Origin of the sequence: Paraburkholderia diazotrophica, from assembly GCF_900108945.1 — a bacterium.
Lineage (GTDB): Bacteria > Pseudomonadota > Gammaproteobacteria > Burkholderiales > Burkholderiaceae > Paraburkholderia > Paraburkholderia diazotrophica.
On the sequence record NZ_FNYE01000002.1, the window covers coordinates 267,877 to 294,677 of the forward strand.

A 26,801-nucleotide genomic window follows, 5' to 3' on the forward strand; every position below is an offset into this window, starting at 1 on the left:
TGCCCCGCCAGAACTCGCGCCGGTACGAGGCATACCACCAGGGCCCAATAGCGGTGGCTTCGCTACAATGCCCGTTAATCCGATAACCCCATTTCAGCGATCCTTGAACTACGACACTCCTCCCGGACTCGAAGTCGCGGCAGGCAGCCAGGGCAAGATCGTGCGCCTGTCCGGTCAGTGGACTGCGCTCGCGCTGGCGCGTGACCGCGTGCACGAAAGGGCGTTGCCGCGTTTGCGTGAACTGATCGCCAGCCGCGCGCATGTCGCGCAATGGGATCTGTCGCAAGTCGAGCGGATGGATCATGTCGGTGGCCAGGCGCTGTGGCGCGTGTGGGGCTACAAGCTGCCCGCCGATCTCGTCGCGCTCAACGATACGCAGCGCGATATCTTCGAGCGCATCGCGCTGCTCGACACCGTGCGCGAGAACCCCGAGCCCGTGCGCCGCTTCGATCCGTTCACGCAGCTCGGCCTCGGCATCTTCGCGTTCTTCGAGCATCTGTATGGCGGCGTCGCGATGTTCGGGCGCGTGATTCTCGATCTGCTGTCGATCGCGCGCAACCCGAAGCTCGCGCCGTGGAAGGAGTTTTCGGCGAACGTCTACAGCGCGGGCACGCAGGCGCTGCCCATCACCGCACTCGTCGCGTTCCTGATCGGCATTGTGCTCAGCTATCTGTCCGCACAGCAGCTGCGGCTCTTCGGCGCGAACCAGTACATCGTGAACATTCTGGGTATGTCGGTGTTGCGCGAGCTGGGCCCCGTGCTGTCGGCAATCCTGGTGGCGGGCCGCTCCGGTTCGGCGATCACTGCACAGATCGGCGTGATGCGCGTGACGGAAGAACTCGACGCAATGCGCGTAATGGGCATTCCGCACGGCCTGCGTCTGATTTTGCCGCGCGTGCTCGCGCTGTCGCTCGCGATGCCGCTGCTCGTGATGTGGACGAACATCGTCTCGTTGACGGGCGGCGCGCTGGCCGCGAAGCTCGTGTTGCAGATCGACATGTCGTACTTTGCGCGCGCACTGCCGGGCGTCGTGCCCGTCGCGAATCTGTGGATCGGGCTCGGCAAGGGCGTGGTGTTCGGCATGCTGATCGCGATCGTCGGCTGTCACTTCGGCTTTCGCATCAAGGCCAACTCGCAGAGTCTCGGCGAGGGCACGACGACATCGGTTGTCACGTCGATCACGGTCGTCATCCTCGCCGACGCCGTGTTCGCGATTCTCTTTCAGAACGTGGGGCTGTCATGATCGCGCCGCTTACCTCCGCCGTACGGGACCAGCCGCTGCCGCAGATCGCGGAAACCGTGATCGAGGTGCGCAATCTCACCACGCGCTACGGCCGCAACATCGTCCATCACCATCTGGACTTCGACGTGCGGCGCGGCGAGATCGTGTCGATCGTCGGCGGCTCGGGCTCGGGCAAGACGACGCTCATGCGCCAGATTCTCGGCCTCGAAAAACCGACTTCGGGCACGATCAAGGTGTTCGGCGAGGACATCGCCCGGCTCGACGACGACGAAGCGGCGCTGATGCGCGTGCGCTCGGGCATGCTGTTCCAGCACGGCGCGCTGTTCTCGTCGCTGTCGGTGTTCGACAACATCGCGCAGCCGTTGCGCGAGCTCGGCAAGGTGCCCGAAGACCTGCTGCGCGACATCGTGATGCTCAAGCTCGAAATGGTCGGGCTGCCGTGCAAGCACGCGTCGAAGATGCCGGCGGCGCTGTCGGGCGGGATGGTCAAGCGCGTGGGCATTGCGCGCGCCATCGCACTCGAACCGGAGCTGCTGTTCCTCGACGAGCCGACGGCGGGCCTCGATCCGCAGGCATCCGACGAATTCGTCGAGCTGATCAGCGCATTGCATCGCGCGCTCGGCCTCACGGTGGTGATGGTGACGCACGATCTCGATACGATGGTCGCGCTGTCGACGCGCGTCGCCGTGATCGCGGATCGCAAGGTCGTCGTGGCGGCACCCGTCGAGGAAGTGGCGGGCGTCGATCATCCGTTCATCCGCGAATATTTTCTCGGGCTGCGCGGGCGGCTCGCGTTGCAGGGGTTATCGCCGGAGCGGCGCGCGAAGCTGCCGCACGAAGCGCTGGAGCCCGCGGCGGAAGCGCTTCCGCTGCGCACCGCGCTGTGAGTCCGGCAACCACACGCGGTCGTGAAAGCGCCCGCGTAGCCGGCCGCCAACCCGCTGCGAACCAGGGAACCTGACCATGGAAAACAAATCACACGCCTTCTGGGCCGGGCTCTTCACAGTCGTGATGGCGATTGCGATCGGTGTGGCGGCGTTTTTCTTCAACGTCGACCGATCGGTGCGCATCCCTTTCGATCTGATTGCGCGGACCAATGTCACAGGTTTGTACCCGGATGCTGCGGTACGATATCGCGGCCTCGACGTCGGCAAGGTGCAGTCGATCAAATTCGATCGCGCGCATCCGGGACAGATCCTGATCCGCATCCTCGTCGACAAGAACGCGCCGATCACGCATTCGACGTTCGGCAGTCTCGGCCTGCAGGGCGTCACGGGCCTCGCGTTCATCCAGCTCGACGACACGGGACACGACACGAGGCCGCTCGCGTCGTCGCCGAAGAACGTCGCGCAGATGCCGATGCGTCCGGGCCTGCTCGACCAGTTGCAGTCGCGCGGCGATGTGCTGCTGCGTGAGCTCGAAAAGACCGTGCGCGACGTCGACGAGCTGCTTTCGCCGGAAATGCGCGCCCAGCTGATGGCGACGGCGGCGAGCCTGCAACACGCAGCCGATGGCGTCGCGACGCTCACGGCGCAAATGGGACCGGCAGCGGGCAAGCTGCCGGGCACGTTGAACCAGCTGGACCAGACGCTCGTATCGACGAACCGGATGATCACGAGCCTCAATCGCGCGGACGGTCCGCTCAACGTCACGCTGAACAAGGTCGGCACGGCCGCGCAGCAGGCAGGCGATGCGCTGACGGCGATGAATGCGACGCTGCAGGATGTGTCGGCGCGCGTCGGCTACGACACGCTGCCGCGCGTCAACTCGCTGGCAGAAGACGTGCGCACGGCCGTGCGCTCCGTCGACCGCGCCGCCGATACGTTCAGCAGCACGCCGAACAGCGTGCTGTTCGGCGCGCCGCCTGCTGCGCCCGGCCCGGGCGAGCCGGGCTTCGTGTGGCCGGCGGTGCGCGCGGCAAAATGAATTTCAAAGGAATACGCAATGTCACGTTCGAATCACCGACTCTTCATCACGCGCGCAGCGCTCGGCGGAGTGCTGCTCGCGCTCGGCGTGCTGGCCGGTTGCGCGGGCAACCCGGCCGCGCTCGCCGATATCCGCTACGACCTCGGCCCGGCGCCGCTGCCGGGGAGCACGGGCACGATGCCGGCGATCAAGGTGCTCGATGTCACGGCGCCCGCCACGCTCGACTCCGACAAGCTCATCTATCGCCTCACGTATGCGGACTCGCAGCAGACGGCCTCGTACGCGACCAGCCACTGGACGATGCCGCCCGCGCAACTGCTGACGCAGCGGCTGCGCAATGCGCTGTCGTCGCGCGGCACGGTGCTCACGGGCGGTGACGGCGTGCACGCTCCCGTGCTGAGGGTGGACCTCGACGAATTCGAACAGGACTTCGACGGCCAGTCGGAAAGCCACGGCTCCGTCACTGCGCGCACGACGCTGTTCGTCGACGGCAAGGTGGTCGGGCAGCGCACGTTCCTCGCGCGCGCGCCGTCGAGTTCGGCCGACGCCGCGGGCGGCGCGCGCGCGCTCGCAGCCGCCACCGACGATCTCGTCGCGCAGATTTCCGCGTGGCTTGGCGTGCAGGCGCTCGTCGCGCAGCAATGACGGACGGGCGCGCGGTCATGGGAGCGCCAGATGGCTGACAAGCCGTGGCAGCGCCGGCCGTCGGCGTTTGCGAGGCAGGCGCTCGTGCTCTATGCGGCACTCATCGTCTATGGATCGTGGTATCCGTTCATGGGCTGGCGCTCGCTCGGCATCGGTCCGCTCGACTATCTCTTCGATCCTTTTCCGCAGTTTCTGACGGCCTTTGACGTCGTGACGAACGTGCTCGGCTACATGCCGTTCGGCGCGCTCGTCGTGCTCGCTGTCTATCCGCGCTGGCGCGGTGCGCTGGCTGTAGCGATCGCGTTCGGGGTCGGCACGCTGCTGTCGGGCGTGATGGAGGCGGTGCAGACCTGGCTGCCGACACGCGTCGCGTCGAACCTCGATCTCGCCGCGAATGCGCTCGGCGCGCTGCTCGGCGCGACGCTGATGTCGCCGCTGACGGGCGCGCTGCTCGATCGCGGCATGCTGCGCCGCATCCGTTTTTTGTGGTTCGAGCGCGATCGCACGGCTGTGATCGGACTCGCGGCGCTGTGGCCATTCGCGACGATGTATCCGTCGCCGCTGCTGTTCGGCCTTGGCGCGTGGCCGCGCGATCTGTGGCTGCGCTTCGATTCGACGATGCAGGACGCGCTGCTCGCATGGACGCCCGCAGCCTGGCATGTGCAGGCGTGGCCCGCGTTCGTCGCGTCGTGGCTGCCCGACGATGCGTGGGAAGCCATCATCACCGCGCTCAATCTGCTGGCGGCGGGTGCGCTCGCGTCGCTGCCGATGCGCGAGCGGGCACCGCGCGCGCGGCTCCTGATCGCGTTCGTCGTGGCGGCGCTCGTCGTCAAGGCGGGTGCGACGTTCCTGCAATCGCAATCGGGTCTCGCGTTCAACTGGGCGACGCCGGGCGCGCTGATCGGTCTCGCGAGCGGTTTCGTTGCGATGCTGCTGGCGCTGAAACTGCCGCGCGGTTCGCGTGCGGCGCTCGTCGTGATGGCGCTCGCCGTTTCGCTCGTGTTCGTCAATCTGCTGCCCGTCAATCCGTATTTCGATGTCGTGCTCGCGGACTGGCGGCAAGGGCGCTATCTGCACTTCAACGGACTCGCGCGCTGGCTCGCATGGATGTGGCCGTATGCGGTGCTCGTGTGGGTCGGGCTGTCGGCGGAACACGCATTGCTGGCGAGAAGGCGCGGGTCGCGGGCGTGAAGGGCGCGCATCGCGGATCGCCGCGTAGCGCGCATGGACATCGGCATGCGATCTGCGATTTGCCTGCGGCGTGCGCCGTGCGATCTGCGGCGTTCGAGCCCCGTCGTTATAATCGACGGAACCTCTTCTCATGCTGCCCAGCGCGCTGCACGACCCGCACGCGGCGCGACGTCAACGGATTTCACTCGCCAGTCATCATGGATTCTTTCTTCAAGTATCACGTCTTTTTCTGTCTGAACCAGCGTGAGCCGGGCGCGTCGCGTCCGAGCTGCGCGAACTGCAACGCGCAGGAAATGCAGGAGTACGCGAAGAAACGCGTGAAGCAGCTCGGCCTCGCCGGCCCCGGCCAGGTGCGCATCAACAAGTCCGGCTGCCTCGATCGCTGCGAGGAAGGGCCGACCATCGTCGTGTATCCGGAAGGTGTCTGGTACACATACGTCGATCAATCCGATATCGACGAGATCGTCGATTCGCATCTCGTGAACGGCAAGATCGTCGAGCGTCTGCTGATGGACCGTTGATGCCCGCCGCGCCCCGATAGCGACAACAGCGACACCACAAGATGAATGCACAAACGAAGAAGTATCTGATCGACGGCCCGGCGGGCAAGATCGAAGTCGCGCTCGACGCACCCGACGCGACGCGCGACGCCAACGCCGCGCCGCGCGGCATCGCGCTCGTCGCGCATCCGCATCCGCTGTTCGGCGGCTCGATGGACAACAAGGTCGCGCAGACGATCGCGCGCACGCTGGTTCAGCTGAACTACGTCACGTACCGCTCGAATTTTCGCGGCGTCGGTGAAACGCAAGGCACGCATGACGCCGGCATCGGCGAACGCGACGACCTGCTCGCCGTGCTCGAGCATATGCGCGCGCAGCCAGGCCAGGCCGATCTGCCGCTCGTGCTCGCGGGCTTTTCGTTCGGCACGTTCGTGCTGTCGCACGTCGCCGCGCGGTTGCGCGAAGAGGGCAAGGAAATCGAGCGGATGGTGTTCGTCGGCACGGCGGCGAGCCGCTGGGATGTCGCGCCCGTGCCGGAAAACACGATCGTCATCCACGGCGAAACCGACGACACCGTGCCCATCCAGTCGGTTTTCGACTGGGCGCGTCCGCAAGAACTGCCCGTCATCGTGATTCCAGGCGCCGAGCATTTCCTGCATCGCAAGCTGCATATCCTCAAGCGGATCATCGTCGACGCGTGGCGCTGATTCGCACGCGTTCGCGCATGACAAAACAAGGGCGGCCGCGTGCCGCCCTTTGTCGTCATAAAACCCGCGCAATTGCGGGAAAAACTCGTTGAGGCACCACAAACTCAAGGCAAATTGTCAGGCGGCCGCTTGTATAATGAGCGCTCTTTTTTTGGCGCAGCGTTGCCCGTCTGGTGGATCGAATCGCCTGTCCGTGGGTCTGGATGGCGGATTCGGCGCGAGATGCGAGGCGCGCTGCGCGAACCGATAGTCTGACGAGTAGTCAAATCGACGCCGCACCGCTTGCGCGCGGCGGCGCCTGCGAATCCGGCATCACGCGAACATCCGAACTGCGCGTCCTTGCGCGCCCAGAACATACTTCTGTCCGAACCGATCCTATGCGCCTTTCGAACCCCGGCCATTCCAGCCTCGCTTCTTTCATTCCGCAAACCGTCGCCAGCAAGCTGGCTTTGGGGCTCGTTCTGCCCGCTGCGCTCGTCGCCGGCAGCGCGTTCGCGCAGGTGCCGCCGCCGGGCGTGAACGCGCGCTCGTGGGTGCTCGTCGATGCAACCAGCAACCAGGTGCTCGCGTCGGGCAATCCGGATGAGCGCGTCGAGCCGGCGTCGCTGACCAAGCTGATGACGGCGTATCTGGTGTTCGAGGCGCTGGGCACGAAGAAGATCACCATGGACCAGACGATCAATCCGAGCGAAGCGGTGCGCCGCGTGAAGACGGACGAATCGCGCATGTTCATCGAGGCGAACAAGCCCGTCACGGTGCACGACCTCGTCTACGGGATGATCGTGCAGTCGGGTAACGACGCGGCGATCGCGCTGGCGGAACTGGTCGGCGGCAGCGAATCGCAGTTCGTCAACTTGATGAACGCGGAAGCGCAAAAGCTCGGCATGACGCACACGCACTTTTCGGACGTGAACGGCATGCCCGATGCGCAGCACTACACGACGGCGGGCGACCTCGCGATCCTGTCCGCGCGGCTGATCCGCGACTACCCGGATTACTACAACATCTTCTCGGTCAAGGAATTCACGTATAACAAGATCAAGCAGCCGAACCGCAACCGTCTGCTGTGGATCGATCCGACCGTCGATGGCCTGAAGACGGGCCACACGCAGGCGGCCGGCTACTGCCTGATCGCGACCGCGAAGCGTCCGCTGGCGGGCGTGCCCGATGCGTCGCGCCGCCTCGTCACGGTGATGATGGGCGAGCAGAAGGAGCACGACCGCGTGCAGGACAGCCTGAAAATGCTGAACTACGGCTATTCCGCGTACGACGCGGTGCGTCTGTACAAGTCCAACCAGGTCATCGAGACGCCGCGCGTCTACAAGGGCTCGCAGGATACGGTGAAGCTCGGCGTGAAGTCCGATCAGTACATCACGCTGCCGAAGGGCTTGGGCGACAAGGTCAAGCCGCAGGTCGAGCACGCCGATCCGCTGATCGCGCCGATCGCGGAAGGCCAGCAGGTCGGCAGCGTGAAGTTCGTCGCCGACGGCAAGACGCTTGCGCAGGTTCCGCTGGTCGCGCTGCAGGCTGTGCCGCAGGCGGGCATCGTCGGCCGTGTGTGGGATTCGATGATGCTGATGTTCAACAAGAAGAAGTAAGCCGGCAACAAGAACAGGATCTGCGGCTTACTTTTTCTCCGCGCGCAATCATATGTGGTGATTGCGTGCGGTGAGTGAAGGAGTCGAGGATGAGTCCCGTGAACGAATCATTGATAGATTTTCCCTGCGATTTCCCCATCAAGGTGATGGGCAAGTCGCACCCGGATTTCCAGACGACGATCGTCGAGGTAATCCGCCGGTTCGACGGCGGTTTTGACGCGACGCGTGTCGAAGTGCGGCCGTCGAGCGGCGGCAACTATACCGGCCTGACGGTAACGGTGCGCGCGCTGAACCGCGAGCATCTCGACGATATCTATCGGGCGCTGACCGGCCACCCGATGGTGAAGGTCGTGCTGTAACGCGCTTTGAAGCACAGACGGCAGCGCGCTAGCGCTCCGTCTGCGCCGCTGCTGGAAGCTGGACGTGCAACGCGTCCGGTGCTGTCTGCGTCTCCTTGTTTCCCTGCGTCTTCTGTATCGCCGAGCGCATCGCGTTTTCGGTGCACACTTTTTCGAAGAGCTTCCTGAAGCGCGCCACTTCGTCGAACACCCAGTCGTGGAACGCCTTGACGCGCGCGGTCTGCAGCATCTGCGGCGGACAGATGAAGAAGTACTGCCACGGGCTCGGCGCGTCGACATCGAAAAGCCGCAGGAGCCGCCCAGCCGCTATTTCGTGCATCGCCAGCGAGCGGCGCGTCAGCGCGACGCCCTGGCCGTCGATGGCCGCCTGCAGCAGATTCGACGAATCCTGATACAGCACGCCGCGCTTCGGCTCGGGCCAGTCGGCGAGCCCGGCCGCGTCGAACCACGGGCGCCACAGTTCGTCATCTGAGCGCAGCAGCGTCACGTTGGCGAGATCGGCGGGCGTTTTCGGCAGATTGCCGCCGTTGAAAGTCGGCGAGCAGGCCGGGAAAAACACCTCTTCGAGAAGCAGCTCGGTATGCAGCCCCGGATAGTTGCCGTAGCCGAAGCGTATCGCGGCATCGACGTCATCGCGGGCGAAATCGGTCAGCGCGTTGGTCGACAGCAGTTCGAGATCCCACTGCGGATTTGCCTCGATGAAGCTGCCGATGCGCGGTGTCACCCAGCGCGCCGCGAACGACGACAGCATCGACACGACGAGTCGGCGGTCGCGGTCTCCGGCGCGAATCTCGCGCGTGGCTTCCGCGAGCGACACCAGCGCCGTGCGCACCTGCGCGGCATAACGGCGGCCGACATCGGTGAGCCGCACGCGCTTGCCGTCGCGAACGAAGAGCTTCACGCCCAGTTCTTCCTCCAGCCCGCGGATTTGATGGCTCACGGCACCGTGCGTGACGAACAGTTCGTCGGCGGCGCGCGAAAAGCTCTCGTGACGGGCGGCAGCCTCGAAGGCCTTGACCGCGTTCAGTGCCGGCAGTTGACGAAGATCCATCGCAATTTTTCTCACAAAGCCGTGAAAAATGATCGTTTGGCGTAAACCCTTGCCACGCCTACGATTGTAGCCATGAAACGATTTTTGGCGAGGCCATCATGCGAGAAATTTCCTCTAGCATCACGTTTGAAATCGTAGCGGGCGAAACCGTTCCGATGAAGGTCACGCGCAGCACGCGGCTGGCCGTCTCGGGCGGCGCGGTGTGGGTGACGCGCAGCGACGATGTCGAAGATTACTGGCTCGAACCGGGCAAGACGCTGCGTCTGCGGCGCGGCGAGCGGCTGTGGCTGTCGGTCGAGCGGGGCTCGCAGGCGCGCGTGGCCTTCCTCGTGCCGACGCGTGCCAACGAGAAGGCGTTCAACTGGTTTGCCCGCGTCAGCGAACGCTTTGGCGCGTGGCTTCGCTCGGGATGGCGTACCGTCTGATCGCGCCGCGCTTCGATCCCGCTTATTGTCCTCCGGGCCGGCGAGGCGCGCAGGTTTTCGGTAAACTCCCGGAATCATGTGTGCCACGCCGGTTTCATCGTCCCCTGTCGCTCCGAGTTCCAGTCAGCCTGACATCGCTGCGCAAGCGTATCTCGCGCAGCCGGTGACGGTGCGCTGGCGCGGCTCGGAGGACTATCAGGCCAGCTTCGACGCGATGCGTGCGTTCACCGACGCCCGCACGCCGGAAACCTCAGACGAAATCTGGCTCGTCGAACATCCTCCCGTTTTCACGCTGGGCCAGGCCGGCGACCCCGCGCATCTGCTCGCTGCCGACAGCAGCATTCCGCTCGTCAAGGTCGATCGCGGCGGACAGATCACGTATCACGGTCCCGGCCAGGTGGTCGCGTACCTGCTGCTGGACCTGCGCCGCCGCAAGCTGATGGTGCGCGAACTGGTGATGCGGATCGAGCAGGCCGTAATCGACACCCTCGCGGCGTATAATCTCGCCGGAGAACGCAAGGCCGGCGCGCCGGGTATCTATGTCGCGCCAGAGCAGCCGGATGCAGGGCTGCACGTCGGCGCGAAGATCGCCGCGCTGGGCCTGAAGATCCGTAACGGTTGCAGCTATCACGGTGTGAGTCTTAACGTGAGCATGGACCTGCAGCCGTTTCTCGCCATCAATCCGTGCGGTTACGCGGGGCTGGAAACAGTCGACATGGCGACGCTCGGCGTCGCAGCCGGCTGGGACGACGTAGCCCGGACCCTGGCAGCAAGCCTCATCGCCAACATCGACGGCCGTCCCGCAGCCGTCGGCCAACCGCAGGCGGGCGCCATCGCCGCCTGACTGGAACGAACGAATGACTGACGTTACCGCCAATCCCGCCGCTTCCAACGCCACTCCGGCGCCTTATGACGCAACCGCGAAGCAGAAGGCACAAGCCAAGACTGCGCGCATTCCGATCAAGATCGTTCCGATCGAAAAACTCAAGAAGCCCGACTGGATTCGCGTAAAGGCGGCGACGGGCAATTCGCGTTTCTACGAGATCAAGCAGATTCTGCGCGAGCACAATCTGCACACGGTGTGCGAGGAAGCGAGCTGCCCGAACATCGGCGAATGCTTCGGCAAGGGCACCGCGACGTTCATGATCATGGGCGACAAGTGCACGCGCCGCTGTCCGTTCTGCGACGTCGGCCACGGCCGTCCCGATCCGCTCGATCCCGAAGAGCCGGGCAATCTCGCGCGCACGATCGCCGCGCTGAAGCTGAAGTACGTGGTGATCACGAGCGTGGACCGCGACGATTTGCGCGACGGCGGCGCGGCGCACTTCGTCGAATGCATCCAGAAGACGCGCGAGCTGTCGCCGGAAACGCGCATCGAAATCCTGACGCCGGATTTCCGCGGTCGTCTCGATCGCGCGATTGGCATTCTGAATGCCGCGCCGCCCGATGTGATGAACCACAACCTCGAAACGGTGCCGCGTCTGTACAAGGAAGCGCGTCCGGGTTCGGACTACGCGCATTCGCTGAAGCTGCTGAAGGACTTCAAGGCGCTGCATCCGGACGTCGCAACCAAGTCGGGCCTGATGGTCGGTCTCGGCGAAACGGAAGAAGAAATCCTGCAGGTGATGCGCGATCTGCGCGAGCACAACGTCGATATGCTGACGATCGGCCAGTATCTGCAGCCGTCGGAACATCATCTGCCCGTGCGCGCGTATGTGCATCCCGACACGTTCAAGATGTACGAGGAAGAAGCGTACAAGATGGGATTCACGCATGCGGCTGTCGGCGCGATGGTGCGTTCGAGCTATCACGCCGATGTGCAGGCGCACGATGCCGGCGTGGTCTGAACGCTTGCTGTAGTAGAAAACGGTTGAAGCAGAAAAGCCCGCAAATGCGGGCTTTTTGTTGTGACGCGGTTCACAGCGGCGTGCGCGAACACCTTGCGAAGGCGCGATCTTCAAAGCGCACAAAAATACAACTGGGCAAAGTTACGCGACACGAAACCGGACGGGACCAACTGCAAAGTCACGCGAGAATCACCCTGCCCACTTTGCGCTTCAATTGCGCAAATGCCGCGACGTCCGCCGCTTTCTGGTTGGTAATCAGCAGGTCGATTTTTTCGGGCGCGCAATACGCGATGCGGCTATGCTGCCCGACCTTGCTGTAGTCCGCGAGTATCACGACGCTGTCCGCGTTGCCGACCATCGCGCGCGCGACTTCCGTTTCCGCGCGGTCATAGTTCGTAGCACCATACTTCGGGTCGACGCCGACGGGTGACAGCAGCGCGATGTCCGCGCGATAACGCTGGATGTCGAGAATGGTCGTATCGCCTGTCGTCGACAACGCGCGGTCGCTGATCGAACCGCCCAACAGAATGACCTCGTTGGCCCACGATTCGCGCTGCTCGGGCGCGCCGCGCATCTTCATCGCGACGTCGATCGAGTTGGTGATCACGGTGAGGTTCGCAAGCTTCGCGAGTTCGTCGGCGAGTGCCGCGGTCGTCGTGCCCGCGTCGATGAAGAGCGTCTGTCCGCTTGTAACGACATTCGTCGCGGCCTTTGCAATGGCCTTCTTCGATTTCACATGTGTCTGCGCACGCTCGGCGATGGGCGCTTCGTCGGCGGGCTTGATCGCGCCACCATGCACGCGCCGAAGTTCGCCGAGCGCTTCGAGATCGAGCAGGTCGCGCCGCACCGTTTCTCGCGATACGCCGAGGTCCGCCATGATGCGCTCCGTCGATACGCGATTGAGTGTGGACAGCAGCGCGCGTATTCTCTGATGACGATCTTCCTGCCACATGCGTGATATTCCTCGCCTGTTCTTTGAGGTTGCGCGACTGCCGCGTTTCTACGTACGGGATGACTATCAATCCATTGTGTCGGACCGATGTCAAAGCGCATAACGACGTGATGCGTGTGTACTTTTGGGTTGTACTTTTTTGGGAGCTTGCAAGTTTGGGTATTTGTATTTAGCCTTCGCATTCTGAGGCATTTGCGCCCGACTTGAAACAAACCAAACATTCGCGATCCTCAGAATAAGGTAAGCCGTCACAATCGACGGGCGCACCACGCAGGCTGCAGTTCCATCAGATCATTGTGAAGGCACACACGATGAGCAACGGGATCGATCAGGCACTATCCGCAGACTGGCCTTATCAACGGCTCGTCGCGCATCGAATTGGCGGCAAGCTGGCGCCGGAGAATACGCTTTCAGGCTTCGACGCGTGCATCCGTTTCGGCTACAGGATGATCGAGTTCGACGCGAAGCTCTCCTGCGACAATCAAGTCTTTCTGCTGCACGACGACGATCTCAACCGCACGACCAATGGCCGCGGCCCCGCTGCGAAACACACGTGGCAACAGCTCGCATCGCTCGATGCGGGCGCGTGGTTCGATGCGCGCTTCAAGGACGAACGTCTTCCCACACTGGCGCAAGTGGCGGCGCGCTGCGAGCGCGAAGCGATCGCAGCCAACATCGAAATCAAACCTTGTCCGGGCCGCGACGAGATCACGGGGCGTCTCGTCGCGCTCGCCGCGAAGGACTTGTGGCGCGCACGGAAGCCGCTTCTTTCTTCCTTCTCGTTCGACGCGCTCAAAGCCGCGCGCGATGCCGTGCCGTCGCTGCCGCGCGGCATGCTGTTCGATGCACTGCCCGGCGACTGGCTGCGCATCGCGCGCGAACTCGCGTGCGTCTCGCTGCATGCGAACCACAGGCATCTGACCCAGCAGAACGTCCGCGCGATGCGCGATGCCGGGCTGCGCGTGCTCGCGTACACGGTGAACGATCCGGCGCGCGCACGCGAACTCGCGAAGTGGGGCGTCGACATGATTTGTACCGATCGCCTCGATATGATCGGCGAGGACGTCGTCAGCTAAGTGTGCAGAGACACAGACGTCGATAACCCGTTTTCCTAACGTAGCAATTTTCGGCAGAGGATGAGAAGACCATGAAACCGACCACGTTACGTTGTTTGCTTTCGATGTCGGCGCTGGCCGGCGTGACGGCCGCGAGCAATGCGGTAGCGGCGCCTTCCGATGCGCTCGTTGCCGCCGCAAAGCAGGAGGGGCAACTCACCGTGATCGCGCTGCCGCACGACTGGTGCGGCTACGGCCCGATGATTGCGGCATTCCAGAAGAAGTACGGAATCAAGATCAACGAGCTGAATCCGGATGCGGGCTCCGGCGACGAGATCGAAGCGATCAAGGCGAACAAGGGCAACAAGGGTCCGCAGGCGCCCGACGTGATCGACGTCGGTCTTTCGTTCGGTCCCGCCGCGAAGGCGCAAGGTCTGCTGCAGCCGTACAAGGTGTCGACGTGGAAGTCGATTCCGGACGATTCGAAAGACGCCGAAGGCTACTGGTACGGCGACTACTACGGCGTGCTCGCGTTCGAAGTGAACGCGGACATGATCGACAAGGTACCGACCGACTGGAGCGATCTGCAAAAGGCCGACTACAAGAACGCCGTGTCGCTCGCGGGCGATCCGCGCTCGGCGAATCAGGCGATCCAGGGCGTGTACGCAGCGGGCCTCTCCGTCGCGAAGGGCGACGCAAGCAAGGCCGGCCAGGCTGGCCTCAAGTACTTCGCCGATCTCAACAAGAGCGGCAACTTCGTTCCCGTGATCGGCAAGGCGGCTTCGCTCGCGCAAGGCACGACGCCCATCATCGTGCGCTGGGACTACAACGCGCTCGCCGACCGCGACACGCTGAAGGGCAACCCGAAGGTGCACGTGGTCGTGCCGAAGACGGGTGTCGTCGCAGGCGTCTACGTGCAGGCGATCAGCGCGTACGCGCCGCATCCGAACGCGGCGAAGCTGTGGATGGAATACCTGTATTCGGACGAAGGCCAGATAGGCTGGCTGACGGGCTACTGCCATCCGATCCGCTATAACGAGCTGGTCTCGCAGAAGAAGGTGCCACAGACGCTGCTCGACAAACTGCCGCCCGCGTCCGCGTACAAGAGCGCTGTGTTCCCGACCTTGCAGCAACAGGACGCGACGAAGGACGTCGTGACGAAGCAGTGGGACCAGGTTGTCGGCGCGAACGTCAAGTAAGCGCAGCATGACGTTGCGATGCGGGCCGCGTTGCGCCGCCCGCATCGCCTGCCGCGACGGCGATGATGTCACGCGACACAGGGCAAGCGTGTCTGTTCGAGGGTGAGCGAGGGTAAGTTGATGAGCGCTTCATCGGAAGCCGGGCCAGGCGGTCAGGCGGACCTGATGGTTCCGTCCGTGCCGGCGCCCGCGCCGAAGGTCGACGGCCCGGGCCGGTCGTCGCCGCTATGGACATGGATCGGCGTGATGCCGTTCTTCGTCTTCGCCTTGCTGTTCCTTATTCTGCCGACGGGCTTTCTGATGGTCGGCGCGTTTCAGGACGCGCAAGGCCACTTCACGCTCGCCAACATGCGCGACCTGTTCCAGGAAGGCACGCTCGACGCGTACTGGATCAGCTTCAAGGTGAGCGCGGCATCGGCGCTCGGCGGCGCGGTGCTCGGTTCGCTGCTCGCATGGGCGGCCGTGCATGGCAGGCTGCCTGGCTGGATTCGGCCGACGCTGCTCACGTTCTCGGGCGTCGCTTCGAATTTCGCGGGCGTGCCGCTCGCGTTCGCATTCATCTGCACGTTGGGGCGCGTCGGCTTGGTCACGGTGCTGTTGAAAAAGTACACGGGCATCAATCTCTATTCGACGGGCTTCAGCATTCTCAGCTTCTGGGGCCTGACGATCACCTACCTGTATTTCCAGATCCCGTTGATGGTGCTGATCATCACGCCCGCGCTCGACGGCCTCAAGCGCGAGTGGCGCGAAGCGTGCGATTGCCTGGGCGGCACCGCGTATCAGTACTGGCGCTATGTGGCCTTGCCCGTGCTGTGGCCGAGCGTGCTGGGCGCGACGCTGCTGCTGTTCGCGAACTCGTTCGGCGCGGTCGCGACGGCGTATGCGTTGACGGGCAGCTCGCTGAACATCGTGACGATCCTGCTCTACGCACAGATTCGCGGCGACGTGCTGCACAACCAGAACCTCGGCTATGCGCTCGCACTCGGCATGATTCTGGTGACGGGGCTGTCGAACGGCGGCTATATCTGGCTGCGTTCGCGCGCCGAAAGGGGGCGCAGATGAGCACGCAATCGGGCAGCCGATCGCACACGCAAAGGAACGCACAATCGAACGCGCAGTCGCGTGTTGGCGCATGGACTGCGATGATCGTCGGTTCCCTGTACTTCCTGATTCCACTGCTCGCGACTTTTGAATTCAGTCTGCGCATGCGGCGCGGCACGTACAGTTTCGACGCGTACCAGGTCGTGCTCTCCGACTCGCATTTTCAGGCGTCGTTCGGCTATTCGATTCTGATGGCGTTGCTGACGATCGTCGTCGGCGTGCTGCTCGTCGTGCCGACTGCGTACTGGGTGCAGTTGCGTCTGCCGAAGCTGCGCGGCATCGTCGAGTTCATCACGCTGCTGCCGCTGGTCGTTCCCGCGATCGTGATCGTGTTCGGGTATCTGCGCATCTACAACAGCAGCTCGATCTTGCCGCTGACGTCGAACGAACGCGCGACCGATCTGCTGCTCGTGTTCGGCTATGTGACGTTGTCGCTGCCGTACATGTATCGCGCCGTCGATGCCGGGCTGCGCGCCGTCGACATCCGTTCGCTGACGGAAGCAGCCGAATGCCTCGGCGCGAACTGGCCGACCATTCTCTTCAAGGTGATCTTTCCGAACATCCGCTCCGGCATTCTGTCCGGTGCGTTTCTCACCTTTGCTGTGGTGATCGGCGAGTTCACGATTGCGAGTTTGCTGGACCGTCCGGCATTCGGTCCGTATCTGCAACTGATCGGCGCAAACCGCGCCTACGAGCCGTCTGCGCTCGCGATCATCGCGTTTGCCGTCACGTGGGCGTCGATGGGGCTGATCCAGGTGTTCGGCTCCGTGCGCACGCTCGCTGCGCAAAAGCCCTAATTCGAGGCACCGTCATGGCGTTTCTTGAAATCGACAGCCTGCACAAGACATTCGGCGCAAACATGGCGCTGCATCACTTCGACATGCAGATCGAGCGCGGCGAATTCATCACGTTTCTCGGGCCGTCGGGCTGCGGCAAGACGACGGTGCTGCGCATGATCGCCGGCTTCGAGACGCCGACGCGCGGCACGATCCGCCTCGACGGCCGCGACGTCACGCATCTGCGCACGCGGCAGCGCAAGGTCGGCATGGTGTTTCAGGCGTATGCGCTCTTTCCGAACATGACGGTCGCCGAGAACATCGGCTTCGGGCTCAAGGTCGCGCATCGTCCGCAGAGCGAAATCAAACAGCGCGTCGACGAGATGCTGCAATTGATCAAGCTGCCGCATCTCGGCGAACGTTATCCGTGGCAACTGTCGGGCGGGCAGCAGCAGCGCGTCGCGCTGGCGCGCGCGCTCGCGGGCAAGCCGCAAGTGCTGCTGCTCGACGAGCCGCTCTCCGCGCTCGATGCGAAGATCCGCATTTCGCTGCGGCAGGACATTCGCGCGCTGCAACGCGAGCTCGGCATCACGTCGATCTTCGTCACGCACGATCAGGAAGAGGCGCTGTCGATTTCCGACCGCATCGTCGTGATGAACGAGGGGCGCGTCGAGCAAGTCGGCACGCCGCTCGAGATCTACAACTATCCGCGCACGCGCTTCGTCGCGTCGTTCGTCGGTACGCTGAACATCCTGTCGGGACATGTGATCGATCCGTCGACGGGACGCATGGCCGTCGACGGCCAGGAATTGCGCACGACGCAAACGCTGCCCGTCGGCGATGCAGGCAAGAAGCGGATGCTCGCGCTGCGTCCCGAGGCGATCGTGCTCGAAGCGCCCGCCGCGGGTCGCAATACGCTGACGGCGACGGTCGAAGAGGTGAGCTTCCTCGGCGCGATCGTGCGCATCCGGACACGCGTGAAGGACGAAGTGATTTCGCTCGACATCTTCAACGATCCGAACCGCCGTTTGCCCGAACGCGGCCAGCCCGTTGCGCTCGGTTTCTCGCATGAGAACCTGCTCGTGCTCGAAGAAGGGGTTCAGGGTTAGCCCTGGGTTCTGTCGATAAGGGCGTTCGGGAATCCGGACGCCCACATTCCGGATTTCCGGAAACCCGGAAGCATCGTTTTATCGTCAACGCGAAATGGCCTTGTAAATCAATGCGCTATGCCCGTTGCGGGCGCTGGCATCGACCTTGCGAAGTAGACGTGCGGCCGCAATGGCCCATCCACTACAAAGCAGAGTAACGCGCTCACGCGCCAACTCTGGTCGATAGGAGACAACGATGCCCGAGTTCCTGTTCTGGTCCCTCTGATTTCGTCGTCTTGTCGCGGGCTTGTTCACCGCGCATGACGAACGTCTGACCGTACCTCATGCGTTACGTGGCCGGCCTTCGGTCCACCCTGGCTTTACTCCATTGCAGGAACACCATCGTGAAGAAACCCTTTTATAAAGTCCTCTACGTGCAGGTGATCGTCGCGATCATCATCGGCATTGCGCTCGGGCACTTCTATCCGTCGCTCGCCACCGACATGAAGCCGCTCGGCGACGGCTTCATCAAGCTCATCAAAATGGTGATCGGGCCGATCATCTTCTGTACTGTCGTGACGGGTATCGCCGGCATGGAAGACATGAAGAAGGTCGGGCGCGTGGGCGGCAAGGCGCTGCTGTACTTCGAAATCGTCTCGACGTTCGCACTGATTCTCGGCCTGGCCGCGACGCACCTGCTGCGGCCGGGCGTCGGCTTCAACGTCGATCCCGCCACGCTCAACGGCAAGGAAGTTGCGTCGTATGCCGCGAAGGCACATGGCCAGACGACGGTTGACTTCCTGATGCACATCATTCCGGACACGCTCGTGTCGGCGTTCTCGCAAGGCGAAATCCTGCAGATCCTGCTGGTCGCGCTGCTGTTCGGCGCAGTGCTCGCGCATATCGGCGAGCGCGGCAAACCGGTGACGAGCTTCATCGAAAGCCTGTCGAGCATTCTGTTCGGCATGGTCGGCATCATCACGAAGCTCGCCCCCATTGGTGCGTTCGGCGCGATGGCGTTCACCATCGGCAAGTACGGCATCGGCTCGCTGCTGCCGATGCTGAAGCTGATCGGCACGTTCTATCTGACGTCGATCGTGTTCGTGGTCGTCGTGCTCGGCATCATCGCGCGGATGGTGGGCTTCAACATCCTGCGCTTCGTCGCGTACATCAAGGAAGAGATGCTGATCGTGCTGGGCACGAGCTCGTCGGAAGCGGCGCTGCCGCAACTGATGCTGAAGCTCGAAAAGCTCGGCTGCTCGCGTTCGGTGGTGGGTCTCGTCGTGCCGACGGGCTACTCGTTCAACCTCGACGGCACCAACATCTACATGACGATGGCTGTGCTCTTCATCGCGCAGGCGACCAACACCGACCTCACGTGGGGCCAGCAACTGACGCTGCTCGCCGTGACGATGCTGACGTCGAAGGGCGCAAGCGGCGTGACGGGCGCAGGCTTCATCACGCTCGCCGCGACGCTCGCCGTCGTGCCGACGATTCCGCTGTCGGGCATGGTGCTGATTCTCGGCATCGACCGCTTCATGAGCGAATGCCGCGCGCTGACGAACATTGTCGGCAACGGCGTGGCGACGGTTGTGGTGTCGGCATGGGAAAAGGAACTGGATCGCTCGAAGCTGCGCGCCGCGTTGAGTCGGGATGTGTCCGTCACCGAAGCGGCTGAGGTCTGAGCCATGAAGGCGGCGCCGCGGCAACATGACGCGGCGCCGCTCGCAACGAATGCGGCAGCGCCCGATGACTCGCCGCCTGATGCATCCGATGGTCTTGCGGGCGCCGAGGCGCCCGACGGCTTCGATGCGTGCGATGGAGTCGATGGGCTCGACCAGCTCAACGAACGCGATGCACGCGACGAAAGCGACGATGCAACGCGATATGCCACAATAGGCGATCCCCATCGAACGACTTCCGCCATCGTGACGCGCCGCCTGCTGATCCTGTTCGCGCTCGTTGCCGGGCTCGTGGCAGCCTGCGGGCTCACGTGGAACATCACGTGGCAGCATGGCATCGATACGCTGCGGCGCAACGCCGCCGTGCGCGCCGATCGCACGACGAACGCGCTCAGAAGCACGCTCGAGCGCTACGAATCGCTTCCTTATCTGCTCGGCGAGCATCCGCTCGTGCAGGACGTGCTCGTGACACCGGACGAGGACAACGTCGCGCGCGCCAATCAATACCTCGAAGACCTCAATCGCCGCGCCCGTGCGAATGTCGCGTACATCATCACGGCGGCGGGCCGCTGCGTGGCGGCGAGCAACTGGAATGAGCGCGACAGCTTCATCGGCCAGGAATATCTGTTCAGGCCGTATTTCGTCGAGGCCGAGAAGGGCAAGGTCGGACGCTTCTTCGGCATCGGCACCACATCGCTCGATCCGGGCTACTACATTTCGCAGCCGGTACGACGCGATAACAAGATTGTGGGCGTTGCCGTCATCAAGCTGAATCTCGAATGGTTCCAGGGCGCGGATGCGTCCGAACCGTTGATCGTCACCGACGATCATGGCGTGATCTTTCTGTCATCGGTGCCTGCGTGGAAATATCACACGGTCAAGCCGCTTTCGAGCGATGTGATCGCGTCGATCTACGACACGCGCCAGTACGCGCGTCAGCCGATCGCGCCGCTGCCGATGACGGTCGTGCGTACGCTCGAAGGCGGTGCGCAGATCGTGCGCATCGGCGGCGGACGCTATGCGCCGCGTTTTCTCGCGTCGACGCGCGCGATCGGCGAGCCGGACTGGCGGCTCATCACGATGGCGCCCATCGATCCCGTCAATGCAGACGCGCGTTACGCGACGATCGTGACGGGCTTCGGGTATGTGTCGCTGTGCCTGTTGCTGTTTTACTGGCGTATGCGCCGCACGCGCGTGCGCGAAGTGATGCGCAGCCGCGCGCTGTTGCAGAAGGCCTACGCCGAACTGAACCAGCGCGTCGCCGAGCGCACCGCCGATCTGTCGCAGGCAAACGAGCAATTGAAGAAGGAAGTGAGCGAGCGCACGCGCGCGGAACAGGAGCTGCGCGCCGCGCACGACGAACTGATTCAGGCGAGCAAGCTCGCGGCGCTCGGTCAGATGGCGGCGGGCATCACGCATGAGCTGAATCAGCCGCTCGCCGCGTTGCGCGGTTTCTCCGATAACACGCGCGTGTTTCTCGAACGCGGCGACCATGCATCGGCGAAAGACAACCTCGAAGCGATCGCCGCGCTCACCGAGCGCATGGGCAAGATCACGAATCAGCTGAAGCTCTTCGTCGGCCGTGCGCGTCCGCGCAATGCGCGCGCGGGCGTCGCGCGGGCGCTGCGCAACGTGCTGACGCTGTTGCAGAAACGCTTGCAAGGCGTGACGGTCGATATCTCGTTGATCGACGAGGGCGCGGCGCCCGTGCGGCTCGATGTCGAGCGTGACGATCCGAAACTGGTCGCGCATTGCGACGACTTGCGGCTCGAACAGGTGCTGATCAATCTGCTCGGCAATGCGCTCGACGCCGTGGCGGGCGCGCCGGCGCCGCGCATCGCGATCGACGTGGAGACGGCTCAGGCGTTGCTCACGATCACCGTGAGCGACAATGGTCCCGGCATTCCCGACGACGTGCTGCCGCAGCTTTTCGAGCCATTCTTCACGACGAAGGAAATGGGCCAGGGGCTGGGACTTGGGCTTGCGATCTGCTCGTCTATTGCGCGCGATTGCGGCGGTTCGCTCATCGCGCGCAACAATGCGCAGGGCGGCGCCGCGTTCGTGCTGACGCTGCGCCGCGCGGGCGCGCAGGCAACGGATATCGCGGACTCCGTCACGACGGGCTCGTGATTCGGCGCAGATTCAACGGATGGTTAGATTGGTAGGGAACATGGTGAACAAGGGCGTGCAGGTCCTCTATATCGAAGACGACGAACTCGTGAGGCGCGCGAGCGTGCAAAGCCTGCAGCTCGCGGGGTTCGAAGTGGTGGGGCACGCGTCGGTGGAATCGGCGGCGCGGCTGATCAACGCGGAGTTTTCGGGCGTGATCGTCAGCGACATCCGCTTGCCCGGTGCAAGCGGTCTCGACCTGCTTGCGCAATGCCGCGAGCGCGTGCCCGATGTGCCCGTGATTCTCGTCACCGGGCACGGCGATATTTCGATGGCCGTGCAGGCGATGCGCGACGGCGCGTATGACTTCATTGAAAAGCCGTTCGCGTCGGAACGGCTGATCGAAACCGTGCGCCGCGCGCTGGAGCGCCGCACGCTGGTGCTCGAAAACCTTGCGCTGCGCCGCGAACTCGCGGAGCAGGGCACGCTTGCGCCGCGCATCATCGGACGCAGTCCCGCCATCGAGCAGGTGCGCAAGCTGATCGCGAACGTCGCGCCGACGGACGCTTCCGTGCTGATCAACGGCGATACGGGCGCGGGCAAGGAGCTGATCGCGCGCAGTCTGCACGAGTTGTCGCCGCGTCGCGACAAGCCGTTTCTTGCCGTCAACTGCGGCGCGCTGCCCGAGCCGATGTTCGAATCGGAGATGTTCGGCTATGAGCCGGGCGCGTTCACGGGCGCGGCGAAGCGGCGCATCGGCAAGCTGGAGCACGCGTCGGGTGGCACGCTCTTTCTCGACGAAATCGAAAGCATGCCGCTCGCGTTGCAGGTCAAGCTGCTGCGCGTGCTGCAGGACGGCGTGCTGGAACGGCTCGGATCGAACCAGCCGATACGTGTCGATTGCCGCATCGTCGCGGCGGCGAAGGGCGACATGACCGGGCACGTCGCGGCGGGCACGTTCCGGCGCGATCTGCTGTATCGGCTCAACGTGGTGACGATCGCGCTGCCGCCGCTGTCGGAGCGGCGCGAGGACATCGTGCCGCTTTTCGAACATTTCCTGCTCGACGCCGCTGTGCGTTATCAACGGCCCGCGCCGATTCTCACCGATCGGCAGCGTACGAACCTGATGCAGCGCGAATGGCCCGGCAACGTGCGCGAATTGCGCAATGCGGCGGATCGCTTCGTGCTGGGCGTCGGCGACGATACGGCGGCGACGGACGACGATGCACTTACGTCGGTTACACAGCCGTTGAAGGAGCGCGTCGAGCAGTTCGAGCGCGCCGTCATCGCCGAGGCGCTGGAGCAGACGGGCGGCGCCGTTGCGATTGCGGCAGACAGGCTGCAGGTCGGCAAGGCGACGCTCTACGAGAAGATCAAGCGTTATGGCCTGACTGTGCGTGGCGAAGGGGAGCGCTGAAGCGGGAGGTTCTGCTGATGGCGGGTGCGCTGTGACGATTCAGCGCGAGGCCCGCCGCCGAGAAGAGTGATTCGGGCGATCAGGTCGTGCCCAGCGCCTTTTGCAGCAGCTGATCGAGTTCCGCGAACTGCGGCTCGCCGACGTAGCGCTTCAGCACCTTGCCATCGCGGTCGATCACGAACGTGGTCGGCGTAAGCTGCACGTTGCCGAACTGCTTCGCAGCCGAGCCGTCGTCCATCGCAACCTTGAACGGCAGGCGGCGCGTTTCCGTGTAGTTGGTCACGTACATCGGCGCGTCGTAGCTCATCGCGACGGCGACGAATTCGAGGCCCTTATCCTTGAAGCGGTTATACGTCTGGATCATCTGCGGCATTTCCTTCATGCAGGTGTCGCAGCTCGTCGCCCAGAAGTTGACGAGATAGACCTTGCCTTTGAGATCGGCGGTCGACACCTTCTGGCCGGACAGCAGCGTGAACGTCGCGTCGGGCACATGCTGCTGACTGCCGAACGCGAAATAGCCCGCGACGGCGATCGCGCCTGCAACGACAGCCGCGGCGATATACCGAACCGGGCTCGAGCGCCGGGAGACGTTGCTTTGGATGGTTTGGCTCATGAACGGGACCTCGGAAACGCGCGGAAGGCACGCCGGAACAACACCTTGCGGCGCCCCGTACGTTGCGGGAACAACAGCGGATACGAGCAGCCGGGGTTTGTCTCATATTGTAGCGGCAATCCCGTGACATGGCTCACGGCGCAGTTAAGTGGTGGATAACGGGGTTGTATGGGGAGGAATGGGGCGCTGAGGTCGTAACTCTCGTCGATCGCTTTGCATGGGACCAGAGTAAGCGGTAAAGCGCCAACTCTCGTCGGCCGCCTTGCATGGGACGAGAGTAAGCGCTAAAGCGCCAACTCTCGTCGACCGCCTTGCATGGGACGAGAGTAAGCGCTAAAGCGCTAACTCTCGTCGACAGCGGATAATGATGCTTTCCGTCATGTAATCGCCGTTTGCCGCGTCATGCTCCGCTCCATTCTCCGCGTATCCGCTCGCCGCTTCGCTCGTTCCGTCCAGTCGTCCGCTTCTTCATCTGCATTGGGTTCGTTGCTGGCGGTCGTCGTCGTGCTGGCGGCCGGCTGGCTGGTCGCCGCATGCTCGCCGACCTACGACTGGCGCACGATCATGAACAACGACAACGGCTACACGGTCGATTTGCCCGCCAAGCCGACGTCGGACGAACGGCAGATCGACATCGACGGCACGCCGATGAAAATGGCGATGCAAATCGCCGAGGCCGGCGACGCCGTGTTTGCCGTCGGCACGGTGATGCTGCCCAGCGACGATCCGCAGGTGCAGCGCATGGCGCTCGACTATCTGCGCGCGGGGCTCGCGCGCAATCTCGGCACCGCGCCCAACGCGCACGCGAAAGCGATTCCGCTCGCAGCGGGCGGTCAGGTGCAAGGGCTGGAGATGACATTCAGCGGCAAGGCGGGACCCAAACAGGAAGCTCGGACGATGCACGCGCGTCTCGTCGCCAAGGGTCGGCATGTGTATCAGGCGGCCGTGATCGCGAGCAAGGAACCGCCACCGGACCAGGTCGAGCAATTCTTCGAATCGTTCAAACTTTACTGATCTGGGCCGGGTAGGCGGCCCGCGAACGCCCGATCAAGTGAAAGTTCCTTCGCAGAAAAGACCGCTAATCTCGCGTTTACATGGGACTTTTTCGGTTACTCACAGGATCTGTGGATAACTTTGTTGGTAACTCTGTGCGGCAGGCCGCAAATGCCCATCCGGCGGGCAGGTTGCCACTTTGCCCTGAAACTTGGCATTTTGAAAAATTCAATAAAATCAAAGACATTGCCGCGCCATCTCACAATAGGCTTTCAGATGTATCAAAAGTTATCAGAGCGCGGAAAATGTGCATAAGTCAAGTCTTGACATGCGCTTTTTTGTCATTTGCAGCTTTTACTGGGTACTGAACGCCCGCCGATATTGCACTGCTTCGGATATTTGAGCGGCGTTCGGGACGTCGTTGCCCGCGAGATCCGCGATCGTTCTCGCGACCTTGAGCACGCGGTAGTAAGCGCGCGCAGACCAGCCGAAGCGCTCGCCCGCTTCGCGCAAGAGCCGCTCGCCGTCGTCGTCGGGCCGGCAGACTTCGTCCACTTCGCGGCCGTTCAGCTCGCGATTCGTCTTGCCTTGCCGCCGAAGCTGGCGTTCGCGCGCCGCCTCCACCCGTTGCGCAATCGACGCGCTCACCTCGCCTTGCGTTGTCGAGCGCGTGGACAGTTCAGCGGGCGACAGCGCTGGAATTTCGATCTGAATATCGATGCGATCGAGCAGCGGCCCCGACAGCTTGCGCAAATAGCGTGCGGCGACCTCGTGCGTGCATCGGCAGCGGCCACCTGGGTCGCCGCGCCAGCCACAGGGACAGGGATTCATCGCCGCAATCAGCTGACACGCTGCAGGAAAATCGGCCTGCAGCGCCGCGCGGGAGATTGTGATGCGGCCGTTCTCCAACGGTTCGCGCAGGGTTTCGAGCACATGCCGGTCGAATTCGGGCAGCTCATCGAGGAAGAGTACGCCCAGATGAGCGAGTGTTATCTCGCCGGGTTGCGGCGGATTGCGTCCACCGACCAGAGCGGCTGCGCTCGACGAATGGTGAGGCGCGCGAAACGGCCGCTGACGCCACTGCGCGGGCGTGAAGCCCGCCGCGCTGGCGGACAGCAGGGCGGCGGACGTGAGCGCTTCGTCGTCGGTCATCGGCGGCAAGAGGCTCGGCAGGCGCGCGGCGAGCATCGACTTGCCGGCGCCGGGCGGACCGATCATCAGCATGTGATGGCCGCCCGCCGCCGCCACTTCGAGCGCGCGCCGAGCGCCGCGCTGCCCGATGACGTCGGCCATGTCGGCTGGCGTTGCGGCTGCGTCGCCGAGTAGCGTGGGCGCTGCGACGGGCGACAGGCGCGCATCGGCTTCACCAGCGAGGTGCGCGCAAAGCGACGGCAAATCCGCCGCGCCATAGACAGCGACGCCGGGCACGAGCGCCGCCTCTTTTGCGCTGGCAAGCGGTAGATACAACTCGGGCGTGCGGTCATCGTCCCGCTCGAATTGTGCGTCGGAAGAAGCATCGGCCGACGACGGATGACCGCGCGCCGTGCCGCATGCCATCGCGAACGCGCCGCGCATCGGCCGAAGCGCGCCTGTCAGCGACAATTCGCCCGCAAATTCCCGATGCGCGAGCGATTCGGCGGGGATCTGCCCGCTCGCCGCCAGGATGCCGAGCGCAATCGGCAGGTCGAAACGTCCGGATTCCTTGGGAAGGTCGGCGGGCGCGAGATTGACGGTGATGCGTCGGACGGGAAAATCGAGCCCGCAATTGATCAGCGCCGCGCGTACGCGTTCGCGGCTTTCGCGCACTTCGAGATCGGGCAGGCCGACGATGGAAAAAGAAGGAAGCCCGTTGGCGAGATGAACCTCGACGGTAACTTCGGGCGCGCGGCCAGCGGCCGGCGCGCGACTGCGCACCACGGCAAGCGACATGTTTTCTCCCGTCCAGACGCGCCTCGCGGGCGCGTTCACCTTAAAGCGCTGACGACGTCACGGGCCGCTTGCCTGTGATGTGCAGATCAGATGGGCGTGCTCAGGAAGATTGCGTCACGGGCAGCTTCTGTTCGAGTTCGGCGACGCGCCGCTCGAGCTCTTCAAGACGCGCACGGGTGCGCACGAGCACCTGCGTCTGCGTATCGAATTCTTCGCGCGTCACGAGATCGAGCTTCGAGAAGCCCTGCGACAGCATTGCACGCACGTTGCGTTCGACATCCTTGGCCGGTGAGTTCTTGAACAGCTCGCTCACGCGCGCCTGAAAGTCGTTGAAGACGTCATTTGGTTGTTTCATTTCATTCCCCTTGTTGCACAAAGAATGTGCATGTGTCGTT

26 protein-coding genes are annotated in these 26,801 nt (G+C 63.7%); 21 read left to right on the plus strand and 5 right to left on the minus strand.

Going from position 1 to position 26,801, the window contains the following annotated elements; genetic code table 11:
• The first annotated feature begins 103 nt into the window (after window positions 1-103).
• The 9 genes from BMW76_RS03885 to BMW76_RS03925 all read left to right on the plus strand — a co-directional run bounded on the left by BMW76_RS03885 (window position 104) and on the right by BMW76_RS03925 (window position 8,169).
• Window positions 104-1,243 carry an MlaE family ABC transporter permease gene (locus BMW76_RS03885; RefSeq protein ID WP_090863148.1) on the plus strand — a complete coding sequence of 380 codons (1,140 nt, stop codon included), beginning with the start codon at window positions 104-106 and terminating at the stop codon, window positions 1,241-1,243.
• Window positions 1,240-2,130 (plus strand): ABC transporter ATP-binding protein, encoded by an 891-nt coding sequence (locus BMW76_RS03890; RefSeq protein WP_090863151.1) that lies wholly within the window; start codon window positions 1,240-1,242, stop codon window positions 2,128-2,130. The genes BMW76_RS03885 and BMW76_RS03890 overlap by 4 nt, the downstream gene beginning before the upstream one ends.
• A 76-nt stretch (window positions 2,131-2,206) precedes the next feature.
• Complete coding sequence (locus BMW76_RS03895) at window positions 2,207-3,169, plus strand: MlaD family protein (RefSeq protein WP_090863155.1); 963 nt, start codon at window positions 2,207-2,209, stop codon at window positions 3,167-3,169.
• Between the two features lie 18 nt (window positions 3,170-3,187).
• A complete protein-coding gene (locus BMW76_RS03900) occupies window positions 3,188-3,814 on the plus strand; it encodes an ABC-type transport auxiliary lipoprotein family protein (protein ID WP_090863156.1) in 627 nt (208 codons plus the stop codon).
• A 30-nt stretch (window positions 3,815-3,844) separates the two neighbouring features.
• Window positions 3,845-5,005, plus strand: coding sequence for a VanZ family protein (locus tag BMW76_RS03905; RefSeq protein WP_090863158.1), 1,161 nt, complete (start codon window positions 3,845-3,847; stop codon window positions 5,003-5,005).
• Between the two features lie 197 nt (window positions 5,006-5,202).
• A complete protein-coding gene (locus tag BMW76_RS03910; protein ID WP_090863161.1) occupies window positions 5,203-5,526 on the plus strand; it encodes a (2Fe-2S) ferredoxin domain-containing protein in 324 nt (107 codons plus the stop codon).
• 41 nt (window positions 5,527-5,567) lie between these two features.
• Window positions 5,568-6,212 carry an alpha/beta hydrolase gene (locus BMW76_RS03915; RefSeq protein WP_090863164.1) on the plus strand — a complete coding sequence of 215 codons (645 nt, stop codon included), beginning with the start codon at window positions 5,568-5,570 and terminating at the stop codon, window positions 6,210-6,212.
• Window positions 6,213-6,589: 377 nt separating this feature from the next.
• Window positions 6,590-7,810 (plus strand): D-alanyl-D-alanine carboxypeptidase family protein, encoded by a 1,221-nt coding sequence (locus tag BMW76_RS03920; protein WP_090863169.1) that lies wholly within the window; start codon window positions 6,590-6,592, stop codon window positions 7,808-7,810.
• An 89-nt stretch (window positions 7,811-7,899) separates the two neighbouring features.
• Window positions 7,900-8,169: a DUF493 family protein gene (locus tag BMW76_RS03925; protein WP_090863172.1), complete on the plus strand. Its 270-nt coding sequence runs from the start codon at window positions 7,900-7,902 to the stop codon at window positions 8,167-8,169.
• Between the two features lie 28 nt (window positions 8,170-8,197).
• Here the strand turns inward: BMW76_RS03925 and BMW76_RS03930 are convergent, their stop codons facing one another.
• The gene (locus tag BMW76_RS03930) at window positions 8,198-9,220 is read right to left on the minus strand and encodes a transcriptional regulator GcvA (protein ID WP_090863175.1); all 1,023 of its coding nucleotides are present in this window, start codon (window positions 9,218-9,220) and stop codon (window positions 8,198-8,200) included.
• A 98-nt stretch (window positions 9,221-9,318) separates the two neighbouring features.
• On the opposite strand from BMW76_RS03930, the gene BMW76_RS03935 reads away from it, so the two are divergent.
• From BMW76_RS03935 to lipA, 3 genes are all read left to right on the plus strand, one after another.
• Window positions 9,319-9,645 carry a DUF2917 domain-containing protein gene (locus BMW76_RS03935; RefSeq protein ID WP_090863178.1) on the plus strand — a complete coding sequence of 109 codons (327 nt, stop codon included), beginning with the start codon at window positions 9,319-9,321 and terminating at the stop codon, window positions 9,643-9,645.
• A 76-nt stretch (window positions 9,646-9,721) separates the two neighbouring features.
• Window positions 9,722-10,489: a lipoyl(octanoyl) transferase LipB gene (lipB, locus tag BMW76_RS03940; protein ID WP_090863181.1), complete on the plus strand. Its 768-nt coding sequence runs from the start codon at window positions 9,722-9,724 to the stop codon at window positions 10,487-10,489.
• A 13-nt stretch (window positions 10,490-10,502) separates the two neighbouring features.
• The gene (gene lipA, locus BMW76_RS03945) at window positions 10,503-11,492 is read left to right on the plus strand and encodes a lipoyl synthase (protein ID WP_090863184.1); all 990 of its coding nucleotides are present in this window, start codon (window positions 10,503-10,505) and stop codon (window positions 11,490-11,492) included.
• Between the two features lie 178 nt (window positions 11,493-11,670).
• Here the strand turns inward: lipA and BMW76_RS03950 are convergent, their stop codons facing one another.
• Entirely contained in the window at window positions 11,671-12,444 is a 774-nt protein-coding gene (locus BMW76_RS03950; protein WP_090863187.1) for a DeoR/GlpR family DNA-binding transcription regulator, read from the minus strand.
• A gap of 311 nt (window positions 12,445-12,755) precedes the next feature.
• Here BMW76_RS03950 and ugpQ point away from each other — a divergent pair, with 311 nt between their 5' ends.
• The 8 genes from ugpQ (at window position 12,756) to BMW76_RS03990 (ending at window position 22,871) form a co-directional block, all read left to right on the plus strand.
• Complete coding sequence (gene ugpQ / locus BMW76_RS03955) at window positions 12,756-13,520, plus strand: glycerophosphodiester phosphodiesterase (protein ID WP_090863190.1); 765 nt, start codon at window positions 12,756-12,758, stop codon at window positions 13,518-13,520.
• Window positions 13,521-13,591: 71 nt separating this feature from the next.
• Window positions 13,592-14,698: an ABC transporter substrate-binding protein gene (locus BMW76_RS03960; RefSeq protein ID WP_090863193.1), complete on the plus strand. Its 1,107-nt coding sequence runs from the start codon at window positions 13,592-13,594 to the stop codon at window positions 14,696-14,698.
• A gap of 120 nt (window positions 14,699-14,818) precedes the next feature.
• Window positions 14,819-15,760: an ABC transporter permease gene (locus BMW76_RS03965; protein ID WP_090863196.1), complete on the plus strand. Its 942-nt coding sequence runs from the start codon at window positions 14,819-14,821 to the stop codon at window positions 15,758-15,760.
• Entirely contained in the window at window positions 15,757-16,596 is an 840-nt protein-coding gene (locus BMW76_RS03970; RefSeq protein WP_090863199.1) for an ABC transporter permease, read from the plus strand. Before BMW76_RS03965 ends, BMW76_RS03970 begins: the two co-directional genes overlap by 4 nt.
• Before the next feature lie 14 nt (window positions 16,597-16,610).
• Window positions 16,611-17,684: an ABC transporter ATP-binding protein gene (locus tag BMW76_RS03975; protein ID WP_090863202.1), complete on the plus strand. Its 1,074-nt coding sequence runs from the start codon at window positions 16,611-16,613 to the stop codon at window positions 17,682-17,684.
• A gap of 383 nt (window positions 17,685-18,067) precedes the next feature.
• Window positions 18,068-19,348, plus strand: coding sequence for a dicarboxylate/amino acid:cation symporter (locus BMW76_RS03980; protein WP_090863205.1), 1,281 nt, complete (start codon window positions 18,068-18,070; stop codon window positions 19,346-19,348).
• Between the two features lie 3 nt (window positions 19,349-19,351).
• Window positions 19,352-21,475, plus strand: coding sequence for a sensor histidine kinase (locus tag BMW76_RS03985; protein WP_090863207.1), 2,124 nt, complete (start codon window positions 19,352-19,354; stop codon window positions 21,473-21,475).
• Between the two features lie 40 nt (window positions 21,476-21,515).
• Window positions 21,516-22,871 (plus strand): sigma-54-dependent transcriptional regulator, encoded by a 1,356-nt coding sequence (locus tag BMW76_RS03990; RefSeq protein WP_090863210.1) that lies wholly within the window; start codon window positions 21,516-21,518, stop codon window positions 22,869-22,871.
• Between the two features lie 79 nt (window positions 22,872-22,950).
• On the opposite strand, the gene BMW76_RS03995 is transcribed toward BMW76_RS03990, so the two are convergent.
• Window positions 22,951-23,484, minus strand: coding sequence for a TlpA disulfide reductase family protein (locus BMW76_RS03995; protein WP_090863213.1), 534 nt, complete (start codon window positions 23,482-23,484; stop codon window positions 22,951-22,953).
• A gap of 402 nt (window positions 23,485-23,886) precedes the next feature.
• Between BMW76_RS03995 and BMW76_RS04000 the strand changes: the two genes are divergently transcribed.
• Entirely contained in the window at window positions 23,887-24,498 is a 612-nt protein-coding gene (locus tag BMW76_RS04000) for a hypothetical protein (protein WP_090863215.1), read from the plus strand.
• 333 nt (window positions 24,499-24,831) lie between these two features.
• Here BMW76_RS04000 and BMW76_RS04005 read toward each other — a convergent pair whose 3' ends face one another.
• Both BMW76_RS04005 and BMW76_RS04010 read right to left on the minus strand, forming a co-directional pair.
• Window positions 24,832-26,406, minus strand: coding sequence for a YifB family Mg chelatase-like AAA ATPase (locus BMW76_RS04005; RefSeq protein ID WP_090863605.1), 1,575 nt, complete (start codon window positions 26,404-26,406; stop codon window positions 24,832-24,834).
• A gap of 100 nt (window positions 26,407-26,506) precedes the next feature.
• Complete coding sequence (locus BMW76_RS04010) at window positions 26,507-26,761, minus strand: accessory factor UbiK family protein (protein WP_087734194.1); 255 nt, start codon at window positions 26,759-26,761, stop codon at window positions 26,507-26,509.
• Window positions 26,762-26,801: the final 40 nt, after the last annotated feature.

What these genes read in the sequence shown, in the direction of transcription:
- BMW76_RS03905 (WP_090863158.1), top strand. Translation starts at nt 3,845, where the DNA reads ATGGCTGACAAGCCGTGGCAGCGCCGGCCGTCGGCGTTTGCGAGGCAG.
- BMW76_RS03975 (WP_090863202.1), top strand. Translation starts at nt 16,611, where the DNA reads ATGGCGTTTCTTGAAATCGACAGCCTGCACAAGACATTCGGCGCAAAC.
- BMW76_RS03965 (WP_090863196.1), top strand. Translation starts at nt 14,819, where the DNA reads ATGAGCGCTTCATCGGAAGCCGGGCCAGGCGGTCAGGCGGACCTGATG.
- BMW76_RS03930 (WP_090863175.1), bottom strand. Translation starts at nt 9,220, where the DNA reads ATGGATCTTCGTCAACTGCCGGCACTGAACGCGGTCAAGGCCTTCGAG.
- BMW76_RS03920 (WP_090863169.1), top strand. Translation starts at nt 6,590, where the DNA reads ATGCGCCTTTCGAACCCCGGCCATTCCAGCCTCGCTTCTTTCATTCCG.
- BMW76_RS03950 (WP_090863187.1), bottom strand. Translation starts at nt 12,444, where the DNA reads ATGTGGCAGGAAGATCGTCATCAGAGAATACGCGCGCTGCTGTCCACA.
- BMW76_RS03925 (WP_090863172.1), top strand. Translation starts at nt 7,900, where the DNA reads ATGAGTCCCGTGAACGAATCATTGATAGATTTTCCCTGCGATTTCCCC.
- BMW76_RS03990 (WP_090863210.1), top strand. Translation starts at nt 21,516, where the DNA reads ATGGTGAACAAGGGCGTGCAGGTCCTCTATATCGAAGACGACGAACTC.
- BMW76_RS03970 (WP_090863199.1), top strand. Translation starts at nt 15,757, where the DNA reads ATGAGCACGCAATCGGGCAGCCGATCGCACACGCAAAGGAACGCACAA.
- lipB (WP_090863181.1), top strand. Translation starts at nt 9,722, where the DNA reads ATGTGTGCCACGCCGGTTTCATCGTCCCCTGTCGCTCCGAGTTCCAGT.
- BMW76_RS03890 (WP_090863151.1), top strand. Translation starts at nt 1,240, where the DNA reads ATGATCGCGCCGCTTACCTCCGCCGTACGGGACCAGCCGCTGCCGCAG.
- BMW76_RS03960 (WP_090863193.1), top strand. Translation starts at nt 13,592, where the DNA reads ATGAAACCGACCACGTTACGTTGTTTGCTTTCGATGTCGGCGCTGGCC.
- BMW76_RS03935 (WP_090863178.1), top strand. Translation starts at nt 9,319, where the DNA reads ATGCGAGAAATTTCCTCTAGCATCACGTTTGAAATCGTAGCGGGCGAA.
- BMW76_RS04005 (WP_090863605.1), bottom strand. Translation starts at nt 26,406, where the DNA reads ATGTCGCTTGCCGTGGTGCGCAGTCGCGCGCCGGCCGCTGGCCGCGCG.
- BMW76_RS04010 (WP_087734194.1), bottom strand. Translation starts at nt 26,761, where the DNA reads ATGAAACAACCAAATGACGTCTTCAACGACTTTCAGGCGCGCGTGAGC.
- BMW76_RS03985 (WP_090863207.1), top strand. Translation starts at nt 19,352, where the DNA reads ATGAAGGCGGCGCCGCGGCAACATGACGCGGCGCCGCTCGCAACGAAT.
- BMW76_RS03900 (WP_090863156.1), top strand. Translation starts at nt 3,188, where the DNA reads ATGTCACGTTCGAATCACCGACTCTTCATCACGCGCGCAGCGCTCGGC.
- BMW76_RS04000 (WP_090863215.1), top strand. Translation starts at nt 23,887, where the DNA reads ATGCTCCGCTCCATTCTCCGCGTATCCGCTCGCCGCTTCGCTCGTTCC.
- BMW76_RS03995 (WP_090863213.1), bottom strand. Translation starts at nt 23,484, where the DNA reads ATGAGCCAAACCATCCAAAGCAACGTCTCCCGGCGCTCGAGCCCGGTT.
- BMW76_RS03895 (WP_090863155.1), top strand. Translation starts at nt 2,207, where the DNA reads ATGGAAAACAAATCACACGCCTTCTGGGCCGGGCTCTTCACAGTCGTG.
- BMW76_RS03910 (WP_090863161.1), top strand. Translation starts at nt 5,203, where the DNA reads ATGGATTCTTTCTTCAAGTATCACGTCTTTTTCTGTCTGAACCAGCGT.
- ugpQ (WP_090863190.1), top strand. Translation starts at nt 12,756, where the DNA reads ATGAGCAACGGGATCGATCAGGCACTATCCGCAGACTGGCCTTATCAA.
- lipA (WP_090863184.1), top strand. Translation starts at nt 10,503, where the DNA reads ATGACTGACGTTACCGCCAATCCCGCCGCTTCCAACGCCACTCCGGCG.
- BMW76_RS03915 (WP_090863164.1), top strand. Translation starts at nt 5,568, where the DNA reads ATGAATGCACAAACGAAGAAGTATCTGATCGACGGCCCGGCGGGCAAG.